Origin of the sequence: Moraxella nonliquefaciens, assembly GCF_001679005.1 — a bacterium.
Classification (GTDB): domain Bacteria; phylum Pseudomonadota; class Gammaproteobacteria; order Pseudomonadales; family Moraxellaceae; genus Moraxella; species Moraxella nonliquefaciens.
The window spans coordinates 1-21,873 of sequence record NZ_LXTW01000012.1; the positions used below are offsets into that span (position 1 = coordinate 1).

Here is a 21,873-nt window from a genome sequence, read left to right on the forward strand (position 1 = left end):
TAGGGAGGGGAGTACGTCACGTTTGCAAGGTCAAAGCCTTTACCAACACCTATCGCTCTGAAAATGCCAGTCGTGGCAGGGCTCATTTGGACGTGCTTAAACAATGCCGAGCCAAACACCATGAAATGTTTTGTGTGGATGAAGAGGTAGAGTGTACCGAATACAAATAAATCATCGCCAAATTCTGTGATATCAGATGATATTAAGATATCTTGTGGGCAGATTACTCCTAGTTTAGCCATTTTGGCGTCATCTTAAATTCTTACTAAAACATACCATGACCTACACCAGCATTCCCAACCTTGCCAAATTTGATACATCTGGCATTGACAAAAATCGTCCTCCTGTGATTTTGGTGGATGGTTCATATTACTTATTTCGCTGTTTTCATGGCTTGCCCCCTTTGTCCAATCAAGATGGTTTGCCTACCAATGCCATTCGTGGGGTGCTAAATGCTTTGGGTAAACTCATAAAAAAGTACAACCCCACCCACATGGCGGTCGCCTTTGACACAAAAGCCCCAACTTTTCGCCACGAATTATCGGACGCTTATAAGGCCCACCGTCCGCCGATGGACGATGATTTACAAGTACAAATTCCCTACATTCATGAGTTGATTGAAAAGTTGGGCATTGCTCTTATTAAAATTGACGGTTTTGAAGCGGACGACATCATCGGCACGCTTGCTCGTAACGCCTGTATGCAGGGCTACCCTGTTGTCATCTCCACAGGCGATAAAGACATGGCACAGCTTGTCAATGACTGTGTGATTTTAGAAGACAGCTTTAAAGATAAAATCACAGACGTGGCAGGCGTCTTTGACAAATTTGGCGTACACAACACCCAAATTGCCGATTATCTCACGCTCATGGGCGATTCATCAGATGGCATTGCAGGCATTCCCAAAGTGGGTGCAAAGACAGCAAGCAAACTCCTTGGTGAGTATGGCAACATTGAGGGCATTTTGGCAAATTTGTCAAACATCAAAGGCATGGTTGGACAAAAAATTGCTGAACATCAAGATGAAATTCCCCTAAATCGTACCCTTGCCACGATTGTTACCGATTTACAATTACCCATTTCATTTGACGAATTAAGATTAGACAATGACAAAGAGACACAAATAAAACGTGCCAAAGCGTTATATGAGTTATTTAAGACATTAGAATTTAAAAAAGAAATGGCAGAACAGTTGGCATTATTAAAAATGGCGGATTTGCCTGTTACTGATGATTTATTTAATAATGACAATGCCGATAATGAATTAAACAATCCTTTTGATGATAATTTGGCTGATAACAGCGATGAATTATCTGTTAAACCCTTACCCATTAAACAAGGTACTTATAAAACCATAAATAGCCTTGATGAATTTCATAAGTTTATTGATAAATTAAAGAGTGTGCCTTATTTTGCCATTGATACTGAGACGACCAGCATTGATTGGCAAAAAGCAGAGTTGGTTGGGGTATCTATCGCTACAACCAATTATGAAGGCTATTATATCCCTGTGGGGCATACAGGCGATTTTGATATTTTGCTTGATAATCAATTAGATAGGGACTTTGTTTTAAATGAGTTAAAACCCATTTTACAAAACCCCAATATCGGCAAAATCGGACAGCACATTAAATACGACAGCCATATTTTTAAAAAGTATGGCATTGAGCTAAATAATTGGCATATGGATACCATGTTAGCCAGTTATGTCATAAACGGCGTAGCGACACGGCATAACATGGACGATTTGGCACGACACTATTTGGGCGTAAATACCACCACCTTTGAAGACGTGGCAGGTAAAGGAGTAAAACAGCTTAGCTTTGATAAAGTGGACATGGATAAGGCAAGCGATTATGCGTGTGAAGATGCGGACATTACGTATCGCTTGTTTAGTGTGTTTGACGAGTATTTACAAAAAGATACCAATACCAATAGCCTTTTGCACAAATTAGAAATCCCTACCGCTCAAATCTTAGCCCAAATGGAGCATGACGGCATTTTGATAAAGACCGAATTTTTGGGTAAATTATCGCTTGCTTTTGACAATCAAATCAGCCAGTTAGAACAAAAGGCGTTTGTATTGGCGGGCGAGAGCTTTAACGTGGCAAGCCCCAAACAGCTTGGCGAGATTTTATTTGATAAACTGGGGATTATGGGTGGTAAAAAAACCAAAACAGGACAATATTCCACATCCGAGGCGGTGCTTGCCAAAATTGACCATCCCCTTGTGGATGTGATGCTAGAATATCGAAGCCTATCTAAACTCAAAAGCACCTATACAGACACCCTTGCCAAAGTCGCTGACAAACAAGGGCGAGTACATACCAGTTACCATCAAGCCTTGACAAGTACAGGACGATTGTCGTCAAGCGACCCCAATTTACAAAACATTCCCATTCGCACCGATACAGGGCGACTCATTCGTGAGGCCTTTGTTGCACCTAAGGGGCGGGTGATTTTGGCGGCGGACTACTCTCAGATTGAGCTACGGCTTATGGCTCATTTTAGTGGCGATGAGCGTTTGATTGATGCCTTTAAAAATAACCTAGACATCCATACCGCCACCGCCAGTGAAATCATGGCAAAAGACTTAGCAGAGGTTACGCCAAATGAGCGACGTTCGGCAAAGGCGGTGAATTTTGGGCTGTTATACGGTATGGGCGTGTTTGGGCTTGCCAAACAGCTTGGCGTAGAAAATGGCGTGGCAAAGGACTATATCAAGCGGTATTTTGCCCGTTATCCTGCCATACATGACTACATGGAAAATACCAAAAGTTACGCCAAATCAACAGGTTATGTTACCACCATTTTGGGACGAAAACTCTACGCTCCTAATATTAACTCATCAAATGCCATGATAAGGCAGGGGGCAGAGCGGGCAAGTATTAACGCACCCTTACAAGGCTCTGCCGCCGAAATCATCAAACTTGCCATGATAGCCGTGGATAAAATCCTGCCCAAAGACCATGCCAAACTTTTGCTCCAAGTGCATGATGAATTGGTGTTTGAAGTGGACAGTGATAAGGCAGATGAGATGGGTGAGATTATCAAAACTGCCATGCAAAACGTGCTGACCGATACCGCCAAAGAGTTAGGTTGGGATGTGGCGTTTACTGTACCGCTTGTTGTGGAGGTGGGTGTGGGTAACAATTGGGAGGAGGCTCATTAAGTCATTAAAGTTGGGTGTGATTGGATTTGTTTGGGCGTACGGGTCTGCCATTTTGTGTATGTCAAATCTGATGGTAGGGCAGGTCTAATTGGACGCAACAATCACCAAATACCCATAAATACTCACAAATACACGTCTGTTTGATTGATAAAACCAAATAAACCATCAATCAAATACAAATATGGAAAATAAAATATGGCATTCATGAAGCGACTCTCCATCACTCTCATGCCCACATGGTTAGTTCCATTGTTGGCAGAGCCAAAGCGTATCTTGCCTGAGCTTGGTACGGGGCTGATGATGGCGGTACTTGTCATCCCCCAAAGTTTGGGCTATGCCTTGTTGGCAGGGCTGCCCCCTGTCATGGGTCTATATAGTGCCATTGTGCCAACACTGGTATATGCCTATGTGGGGTCAAGCTCGGTCAATGCCGTAGGCCCTGTTGCCATTACCGCCATCATGACAGCAGGGGCATTGTCATCTTATGCGTTGGGCAGTTTGCAATATCAGCAAATGGCGATAACGCTCGCTTTGATGGTTGGTGTGCTACTCATGCTCGCCCATGTGATACGTTTGGGCTGGATCATGCAGTTTGTTAGCCGTGGCGTAACCAGTGGCTTTATTAGTGGGGCATCTGTGCTGATTATTTTGGGGCAGTTAAAGCACTTAATTGGCATGCCATTATCAGGTAGTGGATTGATAGAGATGATGACTAAGATGGTAGGGCAGGGGCGATTATTTCATCTGCCAACTGCTGTATTGGGGCTGGGGGCATTGGGACTGCTACTTATAAATCGCTATCGCCCCACGCTCATGCACGGCGTGCTGTATCGCCTGCTGCCTAAGTCCTCTCATGCTCACATCACTCGTTTTTTTATTGTGATACTCGTTGCTCTAAGTATCATCATCGCTCGCCATTATGGTTTTGCCAATTTGGGTATTGCCACACTCATCTCTTTACCTACACACCTACCTTTGCCTGCCTTGCCTGTGGTAAATTTGGACATCATCATCACATTATTGCCATCAGCCTTACTTATTGCACTCATTGCCTTTATATCCAGTGCCAGTGTGGCAGGTAATTTAGCACGCATCCGCCAAGAGTCATTTACTCCCAACCATGAACTAAAAGGGTTGGGGCTTGCCAATATCGCAAGTTCATTTTTTGGTGGATTTGCTGTCTCAGGCGGCATCTCTCGCACCAGTTTAAATGTTGCACTCGGAGCGAACACACCCCTATCATCCATGGTCTGTGCCATAGGCGTGCTGATTATTGCGTTATTTTTGGGGCAATTCATCACGGGGCTACCCTACGCAATACTCTCTGCCATCATCATCACCTCCGCCATTGCCATGATCGATGTAACAAGTTTTAAGATTGCCTATACCCAAGACAAAAATGAAGCCCTAACCCTTGCCATGACCTTTGTGGCATGTGTGGGCTTTGGGTTAAATGTTGGACTTATTACAGGGCTTTTGGTCAGTTTTGCTCTGATTATTTATCGCTCGCACCGTGCACATGTGGCGGTTGTGGGGCAGATAGCAGACAGTGAACATTTTCGTAACATTTGTCGCCATCAGGCACAAACTTTTGAAAATATCATACTCATTCGCATTGATGAGAGCCTGTATTTTGGCAATGTCGCCAGCGTTCGTGCCGCCTTGGATGACATTTGTTGTAAGTATCCTACCGCTCGCCACATCGTCATCATTATGACAGCGGTCAATCACATGGATTTGTCCGCCCAAGAAATGCTTGCCGATTTTAATCGCACACTTATCATGGATGATAAATACCTACATTTTGCTGAAATCAAAGGGCCTGTTATGGACGCCCTGATTAACACCCCCATCATCAAAGGGCTAAGTGGTCAGGTGTTTTTAAGCACGGCCATGGCGGTAAAAACCTTAAATTCTCAAAATACTAAAATTTTGTCATAAGCTTATGCCAAACTTGTGTTGAATGCTCATGTGTTTTTGGGTAAGATAACCCATGTCATTAAAATGCCATCGGAGAGTTGCATGCATGCAAATATTACACTGTATAAACAAATTCATCCTTGCCAGTGCCAAGCCTTGTTTGATTTGGGTTTTAAGAGTTTAATCAACCTACGTTTTGATGATGAATCATCAGGGCAGCCTAAGACTTCTGAGCTGTGTTGGCATGCCGAGCAGGTGGGGCTGTCTTATCGTCATCTGCCCATCAATGGCGACAGTTTGCATTTGGAGACGGTTGAAGCGTTTGCCCGTTTGTTGTCTGATTTGCCCCAACCTGTCATGATTTTTTGTGGGACAGGCAGTCGTGCCAAACGTTTATATCAGTCAGCGGTGGTGAGTGGTTTGATTTGATGATGGCTGTTAAATGAATTTTGTACCAAGGCTTAGTGCTAAGTAGGGTGATGGGTGAATTTGGATGATTTTAATTGTCTTTTGTCGTGTGGTTTTTTAGTTTATAATAATTTTTTAGGTTATAATAATCCAAACGATTTTTGGGGCTTTTTATGTTATCCTTATCTGAATTTTGTACGCTTGCCGAACAAGGCTACACGCACATTCCTCTCATCAAAAAACGTCTCATGGACGATGCCACGCCCGTGTCAGTATTTGCCAATTTACGAAAATTTTTTGCGTCTGCCTATTTATTTGAATCGGTTGTAGGAGGTGAACGTTGGGCGAGATATTCCATGATTGGACTGGGTTCAAAGATTATCATTACCTATCATGATGGTAAAGTGGTGTTAAAGGACACAAGCAAGGATGAGATAAGCACACACGATACCGACCCATTTGAGTTTATCCGTACCTTTATGGCAGACTACAAAACCCCAAGCCAAGATGTCATGCCAAATTTACCTGCGTTTAGTGGCGGGCTGGTGGGCTATTTTGGCTATGACATGATACGAGTGATTGAGCCATCTGTGGGCGTGTCAAACGCACCAAATCCGCTTGAATTGCCTGATATGTGGCTGACCTTGTCATCGTCTGTGGTGGTGTTTGACAACTTAGAACATACGCTGTCTATCATTGTTTATGCCGATGTGCATGCCAAAGATGGCTATAAAAAGGCGGTAAAACAACTTGATGTCATTGAAAGTCTGCTTGCCCACAAGCCTGATTTGACCATCAAAAAACAGCCTCTACCGCATTTTATCTCACAAACAGGACAAAACAAGTTCTGTATGGACGTAAATTATATTAAAGAATATATCAAGGCAGGCGATGTCATGCAAGTTGTCCCTGCCCAACGTCTGTCAGGTGAATACAGTGGCGACCCTCTGGCGGTGTATCGGGCATTGCGTTATCTTAACCCCTCCCCTTATTTGTTTCTCATCCAAGGTGAGTTGATAGATGATGAGCCATTTCATATCGTGGGGGCATCGCCTGAGATTTTATCTCGTATTGAGATGGTGGGTGATGAACGTAAAGTTACCGTACGACCATTGGCAGGCACTCGCCGTCGTGGCGTGGATAGAGAGGAGGATTTAGCACTAGAAGCTGAACTGCTCTTAGACCAAAAAGAAATCGCCGAACACCTTATGCTGATTGATTTGGGGCGTAACGATATTGGCAAGGTGTGCAACATTGGCACAGTCAAAGTAACGAATAAAATGTTTGTTGAGCGTTATTCACAGGTTATGCACATCGCCAGTAACGTAGAGGGGACGGTGGCAGCTGACAAGGACGCCTTAGATGTATTTTGTGCAACATTTCCTGCCGGTACGCTGTCAGGAGCTCCTAAAATCCGAGCCATGCAAATCATCGATGAGATAGAGCCTGTTCGCCGTAGTGTATTTGGTGGGGCAGTGGGTTATCTTGGTTGGATGGGTAATATGGATACCGCCATTGCCATTCGTACTGCTGTGCTAAAAGATGGACGGGTTCATATCCAAGCAGGAGCAGGTGTGGTGGCAGATTCTGATGCTGTGGCAGAGTGGGATGAAACCAATAAAAAGGCACTTGCCATTGTTAAAGCGGTAGAGATGGCGTGCGAGGGACTTTTGGTGTCATCATAACTTTGGCGGATTTGTAGATTAAGCCAAATACAAGCCAAGCAATGTGTTTGACTGGGTGTTCTTTGTGATGATTTTTTTGTCTGACAAAACAGCGGACATCATTAATGACAGATTGACTTATCTGCCAGTAGCGTCATCCAAAACTTCTCTGCCTTAGCATTTCATAAAAACATACGCTTCCTGCTACGCCAACATTTAGGCTTTCTTGTCCATTTGGTTGGGGCAGGGCGATGGGGGTGGCATTTTTTAATAAGCCATCAGATACACCTTGCCCTTCATGTCCTAGTACCCACGCAATCGGATGGGTCAAATCATGATGATAAATGAATTTATCGGTGTGTGAGCTTGTGGCATAGAGCGGTGTTTTCACTTTTGCCAAAATCTCATCGCTGGCAATATGTTCATGGATGGACAAGGCAAAATTTGCTCCCATGCTCGCTCGTAAGCATTTGGGTGACCACAGATGAGCGGTGGTGGGTGTGGTGATGATGGTTGTGATGCCGACCGCTGATGCGGTACGCAAGAGCGTGCCAATGTTGCCAGCATCTTGCAAACCATCCAAAATTAAGCAATCCCCAACCACGTGATTGAGTGTGAGTATGGGTGTGTCAATGATTGCCATGATGTCCACACCATCGCCCAATGTACGAATGTTTTTATAAAGTGTGTTGGTGATAATAACAATGTCTTTTTTGGCGACATTTGCCAGCAGTGGAGCGACTTCATCATTTGTAAAGGCAAATTCTGATAAAATGACCTTGTGAGGAGTAAAGCCCTGCTTTAACAACGCATCCAATAAATGCACACCCTCGATGACTGTCTGCCTGCTTTTTTTGCGAGTACGGTGATGGGTGAGTAGGGCATGGGCGTGTTTGATGATGGGATTGTCTTTTGAGGTAATTAGGTTCATAAAAATGTCAATTGCTGATGTATTCTTGCAAAGTTTTTTGAACAAGCCCTAGCATAAATTCAATAAACTTCACAGAATTATTGGAATGATTGGCTTTGTCGGTATTTCTTGGGAGTGATATCAAAAAGAGAACTTTTGCATCATGCCCTATCCCCATTTGCCAAAATTCCTGCTGTTTTATGCAAATCCTTGACGTACGCCACTTCATTTTTTGCTCCCAATACCACAGGGATACGCTGATGAATGTGTGTGGGAGTTATATCCAAAATACGCTCTACACCATCCGTGCTTGCACCACCTGCTTGTTCAATGACAAAACTCATGGGATTGGCTTCGTACATTAGGCGAAGTTTGCCTGCCTTGCCTGTGATTTTGGTGTCAAAAGGATACATAAATATCCCTCCACGCATCAAAATACGGTGTACGTCTGCAATCATCGCCGCCACCCAGCGAGTGTTGTAATCTTTGGCTCGCACACCTGTATCGCCTTGTACAAGTTCTTCAATGTACTGTTGCATGGGCGGTAACCAATAACGGCGGTTGGATGCGTTGATGGCGTATTCGGCGGTATCGCTACTGATACGCACGTCATCATTGATAAGGATATAAGTTTGACTGATTGGGTCAAAGCTAAACATGGCAACACCTGCACCAAAGGTAACTGTCAGCATCGTGGATGTGCCATAGATAAAGTAACCTGCCCCAATTTGGTTTGCTCCTTTTTGTAAAAAATCGGCTTCGGTTGCTTTTTGTCCCTGATTGTGATAAGGCAAAATAGAAAAAATCGTCCCTACCGTCATGTTAATGTCAATATTTGATGAGCCATCAAGTGGGTCAAAGGCAACCAGTAGTGTGCCATTGTCATTGGCAGGGTTTATCTCATCTAACTCTTCACTGGCAACCCCTGCACAGTTAGGGTTGTGAGTGAGAGCGTTTAGTAATAAGTCGTTAGAAATGACGTCCAGCTTTTTTTGGGCTTCACCTTGTACGTTTTGATTGCCCGCCTCTCCATGAATGCCTGCCAATGCTCCTTTGTTTAGAAGTTGGCTAATTGCCACGCTGGCAGTGGCAAGCGTTGTTATGGTACTGGCAAGCTCTGGTGTGGTATGATTTTTTAGGTATTGGGTGAGCGTGGTTTGTGCGACCATGATAAATCCTTAAAGTCATAAATGCTCTTATTTTGTCATGAAACAGACAAGATATCAGAGATATTTTATTCTAAAAATTTGTGTATATAAATTGTACTATATTGTATTATTATAAGGTAGGCATGCCCTAATATGACTTAGACGAGTAAAATGATACATTGATAGCAGATGACAAAAGGGCGAACTTGACGAGTAAATCCATCAAGCCTGCCCATGCCGATGTATCAATAATACATATTAATAATCAAACATCGCACTGATGGACTCTTCGTTATTGATGCGACGTAAACTCTCAGCAATCATCGAGGCGATGGTTACCTGACGTATCTTTGAGCAGGCCTTGGCCTTGTCGGTCAAAGGAATGGTGTCAGTAACGACAATCTCGTCTAAGGCGGAGTTTGTGATGTTGTCCAAAGCCTTGCCTGAGAGTACAGGGTGTGTGATGTAGCCGACCACACGTTTTGCACCTTTGTCTTTTAGAGCCTGAGCGGCTTTACACAGCGTGCCTGCGGTGTCCACAATGTCATCAACGATGATACAATCACGCCCCAAAACATCGCCGATAATGTGCATGACCTCCGATTCGTTGGCTTTGGCACGGCGTTTGTCTATGATGGCAAGGTCAGCATCACCCAGTGATTTGGCGACGGCTCTGGCTCGCACCACACCACCGACATCAGGAGAGACGACCATGATGTTTTCGTAATTTTTTTGTTTTAGGTCACTAAGCAACACAGGTGTGGCGTATAGGTTATCCACAGGCACATCAAAGAAACCTTGAATTTGGTCAGCGTGCAAATCTACCACCATCACACGGTCAATGCCTGCAATAGATAAAATGTCTGCCACCACACGCGCCGAGATGGGTACACGCGCCGAACGAGGGCGACGGTCTTGGCGAGCATAGCCAAAATAAGGAATCACGGCTGTGATGCGTCCTGCACTAGAACGACGCAGTGCATCCGCCAGTAGCACCACCTCCATCAGATGGTCATTGGTTGGAGCACAGGTTGGTTGTAGGATAAAAACATCTTTGCCACGCACGTTCTCTTTAATCTCAACGGCAATTTCGCCATCAGAAAAACGGGTAATGTCAGACTTACTTAGGGGAATATGAAGATGGTTGGCGACAGTTTGGGCAAGTTCAGGATTGGCACTTCCTGAAAAGACGGCCATATATGACATGAAAAAATCCTATGGTTGGGACAGTGGGGTTAGCAGGCTTATTTTACCATTTTTTGTCATCATTGCAAAGACTCAAAACTGCTAAAACGCAAAATGCCAATGTGTGAATAACATGAACAATAAATGCAAAAAAGCCAGTTAAAAAACTGGCTTTTTCACTCTATTTTTTCCAAAAGGAAATGGCAGAGGCGGCTGGACTCGAACCAACGGATGTCAGGATCAAAACCTGATGCCTTACCAACTTGGCGACGCCCCTACATAGGAAGATGATTATACTGAAAAATTAAATTTATGCAAGGGATAATTTTTAAAATTTTAAAATAAATTGCTAAGTGTTTGAAAATTATCAATTTAAAATTATCAATTTAAAATTAGCATTATATGACATGAAAAAATCCTATGGTTGGGACAGTGGGGTTAGCAGGCTTATTTTATACCATTTTATTGCAAGGACTCAAAACTGCTAAAACGCAAAATGCCAATGTGTGAATAACATGAACAATAAATGCAAAAAAGCCAGTTAAAAAACTGGCTTTTTCACCTTTTGCTTTCTTTCTAGAAGAAAATGGCAGAGGCGGCTGGACTCGAACCAACGGATGTCAGGATCAAAACCTGATGCCTTACCAACTTGGCGACGCCCCTACATAGGAAGATAATTATACTGAAAAATTAAATTTATGCAAGGGATAATTTTTAAAATTTTAAAATAAATTGCTAAGTGTTTGAAAATTATAAATTTAAAATTACCATTTTTAATACAATCCTCGAACAAATAACGCAGGACAGGGGGCGTTATCTATCAAGTGGTTGATGGCGGTGTCATTGAGTTCATAAGGAATGGGCAAAAACACCGCTGAGCCTGTGCCACTCATGCGTGCTTTGGTGCCAAACTGATGTTCTAGGTCGCTCAGATAACCAAAGGCATGGGCAACTTTGGCAGAGCGTGCCAGTACCAGTGGGGTGAAGACATTGCCAAATAAGGCATTTTCACCAAAAAAGTTAGCACCTAATAGGGTATGATGGTCATACACAGGATGATCTTGTCTGAGTTCATCGCAGTTAAATAATGTGGCGGTGCTGATGTGTTCATCGGGCAGTAGCACCAAATAACCGCAGTCAGGCAGGTCAATGGCGGTCAGTATCTCACCAATACCTGTGGCGATGGCGGAGGATTTGTAAAAATAAGCAAAAATAAAAAACGGCACATCAGCTCCAAGACTTGCCCCAATGCTCATGAGTTCATCGGTACACAGTCGCAGTCCCCACAGTTCATTGATGGCGATGAGTGTTGTGGCACAATTGGACGAACCACCGCCAAGTCCTGCCCCTGTGGGTATGTGCTTTTCTAGGATAATTTGGACGGATGATGTATAGGCAGGATAACGTTTGGCTAGGGCTTGTACTGCCTTAACGATAAGGTTGTCATTGATGTCATCGGTGAGATTATCTGCTCCTATCAAGTTAACAAGTTTTTGACTTGTGGACGTGCGAAAAGAGAGCGTATCGCCAAAATCAATGGCGGTAAAGACGCTTTGCAAATGATGATAACCGTTGTCCGCTCTGCCAGTAATGTGTAAGAACAAGTTGAGTTTGGCAGGTGAGAATAAAGTAAGCTGATTCATGATATCAATTGGGATAAACGATGGTCATCACCACATGGTGTCCATCAGTGTGATGAATGACAAGACGGCTGGGGCGTGGGCTGTTTTTGGGGTATTCAAAACTGGCTGTCCAGTCATCATTGGTGCTTTGGGTGAGTCTGCCTTGTTCGTCCTGCTGACTGTCGGTGTCGCCTTGGGCGGTTTTGCCGACAATCCAGTGGGGCAGATGACTGATGGGGGCGTGCCAGCCTGTGGCTTTTTGGAGCAGTGCTTCGGGGCTGTCTGCCTGTATCTCGCCTTTGTCGTTGGTGAGTGTGGCTTGCTGTCCGTCATAGCGGATTTGGGTCGCCCCCATGCCAAACGCCCCTGTTAGGTCAATGGCAAAGCGTTCATCTTCTTGTCCCCAGTTATAAAAAGCACTGCCTGCCTGTTTGCCGTTGGCGGTGTTTGTGGTGATGCCGATTTTACCGGTGATGGCAAAGCGTAGGACATCATCATAAGTCTGCTCGTTGATGACAGGGGCGGTCTTGGGTAGGGTTTGGCAAGCGGTAAGCGAGCCTGTGGCGACTAGGGCAAGAATAAGGGGGCGGGTAAATTTCATGGGTGTCCTGATGATTAAATGGTAAATAATGATGAGTAAGGAATTAATGAAGAATGATGGTTAAAAAGATTTTTTAAAGTTGTTTAACAGTTGTTTAAAAGTTAATTTAAATAAGACATTGCCAAATAAAAATACATATTAAAATTTGGATGTGTGGGGTGAATTATTTGTCCAAAAATTAATTTTACATGGAGCAAATTGCAAGTTGCCCTTACAAATCAATTAACAATCTCAAAAATCATTTCCCAAACTCTAATACTCCTGCATCTCCTGCCCTGTGCGATTTTGTCCAAAGGCAAATCGGTTTTGTAGGTCAGCGAGCAGGTGATTGACCTTGTCAGATTCACCAAGCCCTTGATAGGCACGCAGCAGGGTAATGCCTGCATTTAGATTGGGGGCGACTTCATAAGGCACTTCCAAATAGTCTAGCACCGTCTGATAATTGCCCTGTGATAGAGCGTGATTGCCAAGTACAATAAGTGCTTCAAGCTGTAACTGTGGGTCATAATTGGGGTCATCTGATTTGATTTGGGTAATATCCAATGCTTCATCAAGTGCTAAGAGGTCATTTGGGTTTTGGCTTAGGCGAAGTTTGATGTCAGCCAAGCGATATGCAGGGTTCATGCGGTCAAGCTCTAAGAGTTTGTCAATGGCGAAGCGTTTGTCGTCATCGCTGATTTCATTTTCTAAAAGCTGAAAACTGGCGAAGAGCAGGCGGTCATCATCAGGATATTCACGATTGGCGGCGGTGAGTAGATTTTGAGCTTGAACCTTTTTGCCTTGACGCAATAAAATCTCAGCATGGAGCAAATAGCTGTCAATGGCATAAATCTCAAAATCATCACGCAGACGCACCAAAGTGGCAATCGCTTTATCCACATCATCTTTGGCAAGATAATAGCCGACCACTTTGGTGCGAGCATCTAACACATGTTCATGGTCTTTGACTTTTTCATAATGTTCTTTGGCAAGGCTAAGATTGTCTGAACGTTCATAACTGATGGCAAGGTAGTAATTGGCACGGCTATTAAAAGCGGGAATGTCAAGCAAAGAGGTCAAAATTGTGCGAGCGTTCTCGTATTTGCCAATGTCCAGACCAACCAAGGTAGTCAGTAGGGCGACATCAGGGTCTTTGGTTTGGCGGTTTGCCACTTGCAATAAATCCCACGCTTGTCCAAGCTGACCCATGTCTATCTCATGACGAATCTCATATAAATGCAGTTCTTTGATGGTGGGTAATTGCTTAACTTTTTGGCGGATAAATGCCCACATGGCGGATTCTTGACCGCTTTCTTTTAAAATGTCTATTTTTAGGGTGATAAAAGCAAGATTGTCAGGTTCATCTTTTAGAGCTTTATTGACGTGAACCAAGGCAGGAGTATAGTCTTTTAGGCGTAGTAGCAGACCTGCCCTTAGTACCGACAGCGATGGATTGTCATCTTCCATGGTTTGCAGGGCGGTAAAAAGCTGTCTTTGTTCATCGGGGTTTTGTGGAAAAATCCCTGTCAAAATCCCCGTCAAATCCGCCTTTTCATCATAGTCCAAAATCATCGCCAACATGGTGTTTGCTTCATGGTAGTCGCCTGCTTTTAGGGCAAGATGGGCGACATAGAACCATGCAGGGATGTGTTCAGGGTTTTGTCGTTGCCACGCCCGAGCAAAGGCAAGCGATTGTTTGGGGGTTTCGTACTCAATGGACAACGCCAACGCACGCTCAAAGACGGCAGTGGCATGGATGGCAAAGCTCTCTGTTTTGTAGATGGTCAAAGACTTATCAATCTGCCCCCTATCCACACCAAATTCAGCCGACAGCAGAGCGTATAAGTCAGGATAACCAAGCACGGGCGTACTGTCATGGGCATTTAGGGCATCATCAAAGATGATATCAGCCATGTTTGATGTTTTGGCGTTGAGTGGATTGTCATCGGTATCAACATTTGTAAATTTACCCATTTCATCAGGTGTGTTAAATTGATCCGATTCATCTGGGATTGCTGGGATTGCTGGTTCTTCGTCTTGACGGTCATCACTCAAAGCCTTGCGGTCATTATCATAAAATGGCAGTAAGATTTTTAACAATGAATCAAAAACCCCTGCCTGTGCTTTGGGCGTGGTTTGTTCGCTAAGGTGCAAAAATACCAATACGCACAGCACTAGGATGAGGCGTTTTTTATTAGTGGGTTTGGTGCTTTGATAAGACTGCCCAATATTTGGCATTGCACTCATGGTAAAAATTGATGGATAAAGAGTATTATTATAAGATAAAACGCCAAACAGTTGCAATGTTTTAAAAAAATTTAATGTAAAATTACCAAAAATATCAACATGGGCATGCTTATGAAAATTGTATAAAGCGTATATAGCCATTTTGGGTAAAAATTTGGGTAAAATTGGGGCAAAAAAAGACCCACTGAAGGAGGGGCAGTGGGTTGAGGAAAAAGTTATGATGGTTATTGATGGGGATGGGAAGAATTTTTTTCAAGACCAAAGAGATAAAAAATGATAAAAAATGATGACCGTTTTTTTTTGTATTGTATCACCATTTTTATTGATTGTCTATCAGGGTGTGCTTATCTTTACATGTCTGATTTTACATGTATGAGGTGATTGATTTGAGATTGCTTTTGCTCAAATGGTGTTTTTATTGAAAAGTTTTATAAATAGCTCCATTTTTTGCGTGTTTTTGGCAAATGGTGTTATAATAATCCGTTTTATCATTTGTCTGATTTGTTTTATCCACCAATTTTGTCCACCAAATAGTTAGCATACTTAGCCTGCCATGAAATTAGCCGTCATCGGAGTTAATCACAAAACCGCCCCTGTTGCCTTGCGAGAGCGGTTGTCGTTCGGCTCGGATTTGACGCAAGCAATCACGGACATTTGTCATCTTGACGAATCGGTTTTGGGCGTGGTCATCGTCTCTACTTGCAATCGCAGTGAGATTTATGTGGGATTTGATGATGAATGGCAAGCGACCCATGATGATGATGTGAGTGTGCAGGCAAGGCTTGTGCGGTCATGGTTTGCTAAGTTCAAAGGCGTGGCATTAGATGACATGTTGCCTTTTTTGTACATTTATGAGAACAATCGTGCTTTGAACCACTGGCTTAGAGTGGCATCTGGACTTGATTCAATGATACTGGGAGAGCCACAGATTTTAGGGCAAATCAGAAAAGCAGTCTCACAGTCGCAGGCGGTCAATGGAATGGGCAGTGATTTTCATTGGCTAACCCAGCAGATTTTTGCATCGGCACGCAGTGTTCGCCGTGATAGCAAAGTTGGACAGCAGGCGGTAACGTTGGGTTTTGCTGCTGCTAAGTTGGTTACGCAGATATTTGATAAGCCAGAGGATGCCACGCTACTTATGGTAGCAGCAGGCGAGATGAATCGCCTTGTCGCTCATAACGTGGCAAATCTTGGCATGAAAAATATCATCATCGCCAATCGTAGCCCAAAGCGTGCCGAACTGCTAAAAGATGAATTGGTGCAAATGGCGGACAATGCAGGGCGTATGGTGCATGTTAGGTGTGTGGGCTTAGACAGTTTGGAGACCGTGCTAGGTCATGCCGATGTGGTGAGCAGTTGTAGTGGAAGCATGGATACGCTCATTGATGCCCATATGGTTAGACATGCCCAAAAAGTGCGTCGTCATCGTCCTTTGCTACTGGTGGATTTGGCAGTGCCACGAGACATTGACCCTATGGTGGGCGGATTTGATGATGTTTATCTGTATTCAGTGGATGATTTACAGCACGTCATCGCAGGTAATCTACAAGAGAGAAAACAAGCGGCGGTAGAAGCAGAACTTATGGTCAGTCAGCTGACCCTAAGCATTGAGAGCCAAATGCAGTTGTTGTCTGCCAAGCGTTATATCGCTGATTATCGCATGATGGCAGACAATCACAAGAGGCGACTGTTATCACATGCCAAACACCGTTTGGCACAAGGTGATGACATGACAGTGGTGCTGGATGAATTTGCCCATCGTTTGACCAACACGCTTACCCATTCGCCATCACGCCTTATTCGTACGGTTGCCACACACCAAGATTCACAGCTTTTAGAGATGGTGGCGACAGCTCTGATGGATTATCGTGATGGGCAGGTCTGAGTATTGCGGTAGTGTGGAGCAGTTGCAAGGCAAACAGTTGATTATTCATGCTGATGACTACATGCAAACTTTTGGGATAACTCGCTAAGTCGCTTATAGAGTTTTAAAAAAAGCAGTTGTGGATTTATTCCGTGCTGAATGGGGATACAAATTTATTAATAAGCATGGCAAAAAGCAGGTTGCTTATCGCCGTTTTGTGCAAGCGGTAGACTACATAGACGATGGGGCAACGGTTTTATTTAAGTTTGCCGATGATACCGTACCTATGCTTGTAGAGCTTGAAAAACGCTTTACCACCTACGAGATTGAGCAAGTCGCCCAACTGTCTAGCCAATATGCCATGCGGTTATATGAATTTTTTATGCAGAATTTGGATAAAAAGAGTGGTAAAGGTTGGCTAGATATTTCCCTTGATGAGTTGCGTTTTCGCTTTGGGTTGCTCCTACTGAATACAAAGAAATTAAAGATTTTAAAAGACGTGTTCTTGATTTTGCAATGAAACAAATCTTAGCCTTACCTGCCCAAGGTTATTTTTTTCAATGGCGGAAAATACAATTTTTTGATTGTCTATGCGTATCTTTTCATCATCTCATAAATGTCAATTTTCCATTGCGGGCTAGATTCATCAGGTTCTTTGCTTTCAAGAATGGTTTTGCCTGTTCCATCACCCATGATGTGATGCACATTACCGCCTTTTTGTAACATCAATTCCAATACATCTAATCGCTCTTTGGTGTATCCAACCATGGATAACGGGCGTAAACCGTCTCTATTGGGGATATTAGGGTTAGCACCCGCCTCCAATAAAACAATCGCAGCGTCAGCATTTCTTGCACGCATGGCATGATGTAGCGGGGTCATGCCATAGACATCTTGGGCGTTAATTGCTATATTTTTATCTATCAGATATTTAACACTCTTTGATGGCATCTTAGTATGACCAAAACCTAGCAGAGCTCTATGTAGCCAACTCCAATTTTCTTTTGGTGTAATTTCATCTAAACTTCGGATACCGCCAGAAATTATTTCATCAACCCTATCCAAATCTCCATCGTAAAGAGCATTTATAATTTCAATGCCAATATCAGTTTTATCTATCATAGCTTAATCACCTTTAAGAAATTTTTGCATATCTTGTTTAATGTCTTCAATCTCATTATTACATTCTTTGGCAAAGACAAATGGAGCCAAGACAAGGGTAAGGGCTTTGGAGAGTGATTTTTTCGGTTTTGGTGTTTTTTATATTTTTAATATATTTTTAAAGATTTTTAGGCACGCTGTAAGCCTTATGCAGCAAGGGTTTGCGAGTTTATAAGCACATGTTTGCTTACCATCAAGTACTGTTACAATGTTCTCTAATTAAAACGCTTTCAATATTTGATAAATCACCACTTTTAGGGCAGTCAGGCATATAAAAAATTAGCACACCATCATCAATACATAAACCATCATCATCAATTTTGTATTTTTTGTTGATGCCATGTAAAATATCTTTCAATTTTTCCAAGTTAACAGAAAAAATATCAACACCTTGCATATAAAAAGCTGAATTTGGCGAGTAAATTTCAATTTCTTTTACTTGATTATTAGGGTAATAAAAAATACCCACACCATCACCCCATGAAAAATCCATGGTGTTTTCTGAAAATATATTTTTTTAATCTCTCTATATTCAGTCAAGAATTGACGAATTTCTTCTCTGCTTTTTGCTTTTAGAAAAGATGTTTGATACAAAAGTGGATAATGAAATTTCATTACCTACCCAAGGTTATTTTTTCAATGGCGGAAAATACAATTTTTTGATTGTCTATGCGTATCTTTTCATCATCTCATAAATGTCAATTTTCCATTGTGGGCTAGATTCATCAGGTTCTCTGCTTTCAAGAATGGTTCTGCCTGTTCCATCACCCATGATGTGATGCACATTACCGCCTTTTTGTAACATCAATTCCAATACATCTAATCGCTCTTTGGTGTATCCAACCATGGATAACGGGCGTAAACCGTCTCTATTGGGGATATTAGGGTCAGCACCCGCTTCTAATAAAACAATCGCAGCGTCAGCGTTACTTGCACGCATGGCATAATGTAGTGGGGTCATGCCATAGACATCTTGGGCGTTAATTGCTATATTTTTATCTATCAGATATTTAACACTCTTTGATGGCATCTTAGTATGACCAAAACCTAGCAGAGCTTTATGTAGCCAACTCCAATTTTCTTTTGGTGTAATTTCATCTAAACTTCGGATACCGCCAGAAATTATTTCATCAACCCTATCCAAATCTCCATCGTAAAGAGCATTTATAATTTCAATGCCAATATCAGTTTTATCTATCATAGCTTAATCACCTTTAAGAAATTTTTGCATATCTTGTTTAATGTCTTCAATCTCATTATTACCTGGCTTTTCATCGGCATGACTGCGATTTTGAGACCTGTTTTCAAGTCTAAAATTTTCAGGTTTTGAATTGACGTAGTCATTGAGTTCTTTTTGAGTCATGCCAAGTTCGCTGGCAGCTCTTTTTAAACGTCTATTTTCCCAACCATAATTATGACCAATATCTACTGGACCTTTAATGATTTCTTCTGTTTTAATATTTTTATAGTACCCATTCGATGCTTTTTGATAATTAGCCATAATATCATCTTTTGTGCCTTTACGCAAGGATGGGGTTCGATATTCATCGCCTGGTCTTCTTTTGCCATCAGACGAATGGGGCGAACGCTCCCACTGTTGCCTGCCCGTCTTTGGATTTACACTGTAATGACTGCCACTATCTCTTTGATAAATCGTCTGACCGTCAGTATTAACGTGTCCTGTATCAGTCGCACTGCCACCACGGGGACCTGTTATTCGGTCGCCAGCGATTGATTGTGAGTTACTACCTTTTTTGAATGACGCTCCTGCAACATCCGCTACAGCACTAACCGCTGCCGCAGCATTTGGATTGGCGGCACGCCATTGACCATATTGATTTTGAATGCCCTGAACGGCTTTTATGCCATGAACAACCTGCAATTTTTGATTGTGTGGTAAGGCTCTGATGGCTTCTAAGGTGACAAGGTCTTTTGCAAGGGCAATGCCATCTGCGGCATCTGATGCTCCTAGCCATTCAAAAGGAATGCCTGTTGTGGCTCCAATCCCCATTGCAAGTGCCGACAGCGATTCGGTGGCGTTGCCAGCTTTGTTTAAATTAGGGTTGTGAGTCAAGCCCAGTTCAAAGGCGTTGGTTATCGTATTTTGAGCATCATTCCACGCATTTTTACGGTCTTTTAAGCGGTCTTGGGTACTGCGGTTGTCATCAAGATTAATTCTGGCCCCAATCGCATGACCACTAACCACATAGCTGTACTCATCTCTTGCCCCTGTGGGGGCGGGATAGCCACTGCCCTGCTCGCCATCATAAGCGTCAGCAGGGTGTACTTCTGTGCCTGTCCACTTTAAAGACAGGCTAGTAAAATCTATCCCTGTAACAGCCTGCTGATTTGTTTTATCTTGTGAATTACTGTTGGCAAATGGCGAATGTTCATCATGCTCATGACCGCCAAATTTGACATTGTACTGATAGTACCCTGCGATAACCGCTTGGTCAATATTTACCCCACCTGCTTGAATGCTAGCGGTTGGAATAATGTGAATATCACCTTTGCGGTCAGCCACAGCTCCACGAGAACCAAACAGATGATTTGCACCACCTGGCTCAAAACTGCGTTTATTGATTTGCTGCTGGATGAAGGGGTCATTAACAAGGCTGTTAGCATGAATGCCTGGTGCAGATAGCAGAGCAACCAAGGCAAACAGTGCACCTAAAACAAATCTAAGTAATTGATGGTGCATTTAATTTCCCTTTATTGCGTTTGGTTTTGTGTGCTTTGACGCAAAATATCATGGCTTGGGATGGTAGCTTCATTACTTTGTTGTGGCGTAAAACTTGGCTTGCCTGTGGTTTGGGCTGACTTATAGGGCATAATGTCGGAAAAATCCACCATTAAACCATCACTTCTTTGTAAGGTTTTGTTCTTTTTGTAAGGACCCATCCACAAAGCATATTGCTCTTGGTATTGGGTTTCAAAGCTGCTGGTGGTAGGCTTAATAAGAATATTGCCATTGCTTCTATCTACGGCAAAGTATTCCAACTTAGTAATTGCTTGTAGGGTTTCTTTGTTGTGAATGTGAAGCTCGGTACGGCTTCTGATGGTGCCAAATACATCAACCGTAATAAATACGTCCGTATCAGCATATTCAGGAGAAACAACTTCTATGCCACGTAAAAAGAACAAAGTTTGAATAAGATTTTGTAAAAACGATACATCTCTTGGATTGCTTATCAAGGTTTCATTACGATAATCACCAAGTCCTTGTGTTGCAACACCAATGCGACCTTGTCCATTTTCTCCCTTGGTGTGATTTATAGACTGACTTGGGGCATTTAAAATAGATTGTGATATGGTGGTGCTATTGATTGTACCTGCGTTTGTGTTGGCAGTGGTTGTGTAACTAGGGTAGCTATAATCTGTAATACTACTTGGCGTGTTTAAGTACTCTCCACGAATCAAAGCATCAATGGAATACCTACCTCCTGATATGTTGCCAGAGCCTTGATCGCCCATTGTAGAAATATACAAAGCGACCTTGCGACCTTGTAATGCAGATAAATTCATTTCTTTAGCTGCAGCACGAGCAGAAGCAGCAACCAGTTCTTGCTCTACGGCAAAACGCTTGCCACCGCCATGGCTGGGAATTCCAGTCAAAGTTCCACAAGCAGTTAATCCAACTGTACCAACAAACAGCAAAGTAGCTAAGAGTGCGTTTTTCATTGTTATTCATCTAAAACAAAATGAGTAAACGATTATACCACAAAAACCATGATTAAGCGATAAAAATAAGACCAGAAAAAAGCGAAACGAAGTGGAGCGTTTTTTTGTTTTTTAAAGTTTTTAAAGTTTTTTAGCACGCTGAAAGCATTGAAAATAAAAGGTTGTAGAGAAGATAAGTAGGCGTTTATGCACCAAAAATTGATAAAAAAATATTTGACTATTTATAGATATTTTTTAAAATATCTATAAATAATTTTAGGTGTGTTATCATGGGAAATTTGGTTGTTAAAGATGAAATTTAGTCGTTAAAG

Annotated in this window: 17 protein-coding genes, 2 tRNA genes and 1 pseudogene; 7 read left to right on the forward strand and 13 right to left on the reverse strand. The window is 42.7% G+C overall.

The features are described from left to right. Nucleotides 1-277: 277 nt before the first annotated feature. The 4 genes from polA to A7456_RS04190 all read left to right on the forward strand — a co-directional run bounded on the left by polA (nucleotide 278) and on the right by A7456_RS04190 (nucleotide 7,185). Nucleotides 278-3,172 carry a DNA polymerase I gene (polA, locus tag A7456_RS04175; RefSeq protein ID WP_067007899.1) on the forward strand — a complete coding sequence of 965 codons (2,895 nt, stop codon included), beginning with the start codon at nucleotides 278-280 and terminating at the stop codon, nucleotides 3,170-3,172. Nucleotides 3,173-3,367: 195 nt separating this feature from the next. Beyond that, nucleotides 3,368-5,113, forward strand: a complete 1,746-nt coding sequence (locus tag A7456_RS04180; RefSeq protein ID WP_227713284.1) for a SulP family inorganic anion transporter — start codon at nucleotides 3,368-3,370, stop codon at nucleotides 5,111-5,113. An 81-nt stretch (nucleotides 5,114-5,194) separates the two neighbouring features. Continuing rightward, nucleotides 5,195-5,521, forward strand: a complete 327-nt coding sequence (locus A7456_RS04185; protein WP_066892238.1) for a protein tyrosine phosphatase family protein — start codon at nucleotides 5,195-5,197, stop codon at nucleotides 5,519-5,521. Nucleotides 5,522-5,673: 152 nt separating this feature from the next. After that, nucleotides 5,674-7,185: an anthranilate synthase component I family protein gene (locus A7456_RS04190; RefSeq protein WP_067007904.1), complete on the forward strand. Its 1,512-nt coding sequence runs from the start codon at nucleotides 5,674-5,676 to the stop codon at nucleotides 7,183-7,185. A 133-nt stretch (nucleotides 7,186-7,318) separates the two neighbouring features. Here A7456_RS04190 and A7456_RS04195 read toward each other — a convergent pair whose 3' ends face one another. From A7456_RS04195 to A7456_RS04230, 8 genes are all read right to left on the reverse strand, one after another. Continuing rightward, nucleotides 7,319-8,095, reverse strand: a complete 777-nt coding sequence (locus tag A7456_RS04195; RefSeq protein ID WP_067007907.1) for a TrmH family RNA methyltransferase — start codon at nucleotides 8,093-8,095, stop codon at nucleotides 7,319-7,321. Nucleotides 8,096-8,235: 140 nt separating this feature from the next. Continuing rightward, the gene (locus tag A7456_RS04200; RefSeq protein WP_067007910.1) at nucleotides 8,236-9,243 is read right to left on the reverse strand and encodes a class 1 fructose-bisphosphatase; all 1,008 of its coding nucleotides are present in this window, start codon (nucleotides 9,241-9,243) and stop codon (nucleotides 8,236-8,238) included. 237 nt (nucleotides 9,244-9,480) lie between these two features. After that, entirely contained in the window at nucleotides 9,481-10,428 is a 948-nt protein-coding gene (locus tag A7456_RS04205) for a ribose-phosphate pyrophosphokinase (protein WP_066888481.1), read from the reverse strand. Between the two features lie 180 nt (nucleotides 10,429-10,608). Then, nucleotides 10,609-10,684 (reverse strand) — tRNA-Gln (locus A7456_RS04210). 310 nt (nucleotides 10,685-10,994) lie between these two features. Next, nucleotides 10,995-11,070, reverse strand: a tRNA-Gln gene (locus tag A7456_RS04215). Nucleotides 11,071-11,180: 110 nt separating this feature from the next. Further along, on the reverse strand, nucleotides 11,181-12,050 hold the full coding sequence (gene ispE, locus A7456_RS04220) for a 4-(cytidine 5'-diphospho)-2-C-methyl-D-erythritol kinase (protein ID WP_067007912.1): 870 nt from the start codon (nucleotides 12,048-12,050) through the stop codon (nucleotides 11,181-11,183). 4 nt (nucleotides 12,051-12,054) lie between these two features. Beyond that, nucleotides 12,055-12,630: a lipoprotein insertase outer membrane protein LolB gene (lolB, locus tag A7456_RS04225; protein ID WP_067007914.1), complete on the reverse strand. Its 576-nt coding sequence runs from the start codon at nucleotides 12,628-12,630 to the stop codon at nucleotides 12,055-12,057. Nucleotides 12,631-12,882: 252 nt separating this feature from the next. Beyond that, nucleotides 12,883-14,847 carry a tetratricopeptide repeat protein gene (locus A7456_RS04230; RefSeq protein ID WP_145916060.1) on the reverse strand — a complete coding sequence of 655 codons (1,965 nt, stop codon included), beginning with the start codon at nucleotides 14,845-14,847 and terminating at the stop codon, nucleotides 12,883-12,885. A 163-nt stretch (nucleotides 14,848-15,010) separates the two neighbouring features. Between A7456_RS04230 and A7456_RS11890 the strand changes: the two genes are divergently transcribed. The 3 genes and pseudogenes from A7456_RS11890 to A7456_RS12035 all read left to right on the forward strand — a co-directional run. Further along, the gene (locus A7456_RS11890; protein WP_265733121.1) at nucleotides 15,011-15,133 is read left to right on the forward strand and encodes a hypothetical protein; all 123 of its coding nucleotides are present in this window, start codon (nucleotides 15,011-15,013) and stop codon (nucleotides 15,131-15,133) included. A gap of 276 nt (nucleotides 15,134-15,409) precedes the next feature. Beyond that, entirely contained in the window at nucleotides 15,410-16,741 is a 1,332-nt protein-coding gene (gene hemA / locus A7456_RS04235) for a glutamyl-tRNA reductase (RefSeq protein ID WP_067007916.1), read from the forward strand. A gap of 103 nt (nucleotides 16,742-16,844) precedes the next feature. Next, a pseudogene (locus A7456_RS12035) lies at nucleotides 16,845-17,090 on the forward strand (RepB family plasmid replication initiator protein); the annotation flags it as partial. 218 nt (nucleotides 17,091-17,308) lie between these two features. On the opposite strand, the gene A7456_RS04245 reads toward A7456_RS12035, so the two are convergent. From A7456_RS04245 to A7456_RS04265, 5 genes are all read right to left on the reverse strand, one after another. Continuing rightward, entirely contained in the window at nucleotides 17,309-17,842 is a 534-nt protein-coding gene (locus A7456_RS04245; protein WP_067007918.1) for an ankyrin repeat domain-containing protein, read from the reverse strand. 232 nt (nucleotides 17,843-18,074) lie between these two features. After that, on the reverse strand, nucleotides 18,075-18,374 hold the full coding sequence (locus A7456_RS04250; RefSeq protein ID WP_067007920.1) for a hypothetical protein: 300 nt from the start codon (nucleotides 18,372-18,374) through the stop codon (nucleotides 18,075-18,077). A gap of 174 nt (nucleotides 18,375-18,548) precedes the next feature. Beyond that, complete coding sequence (locus A7456_RS04255; RefSeq protein WP_066888393.1) at nucleotides 18,549-19,082, reverse strand: ankyrin repeat domain-containing protein; 534 nt, start codon at nucleotides 19,080-19,082, stop codon at nucleotides 18,549-18,551. Nucleotides 19,083-19,085: 3 nt separating this feature from the next. Continuing rightward, nucleotides 19,086-20,582, reverse strand: coding sequence for a MafB family polymorphic toxin (locus A7456_RS04260; protein ID WP_067007923.1), 1,497 nt, complete (start codon nucleotides 20,580-20,582; stop codon nucleotides 19,086-19,088). 11 nt (nucleotides 20,583-20,593) lie between these two features. Next, nucleotides 20,594-21,562 carry an adhesin gene (locus A7456_RS04265; RefSeq protein WP_082995438.1) on the reverse strand — a complete coding sequence of 323 codons (969 nt, stop codon included), beginning with the start codon at nucleotides 21,560-21,562 and terminating at the stop codon, nucleotides 20,594-20,596. Nucleotides 21,563-21,873 lie beyond the last annotated feature (311 nt).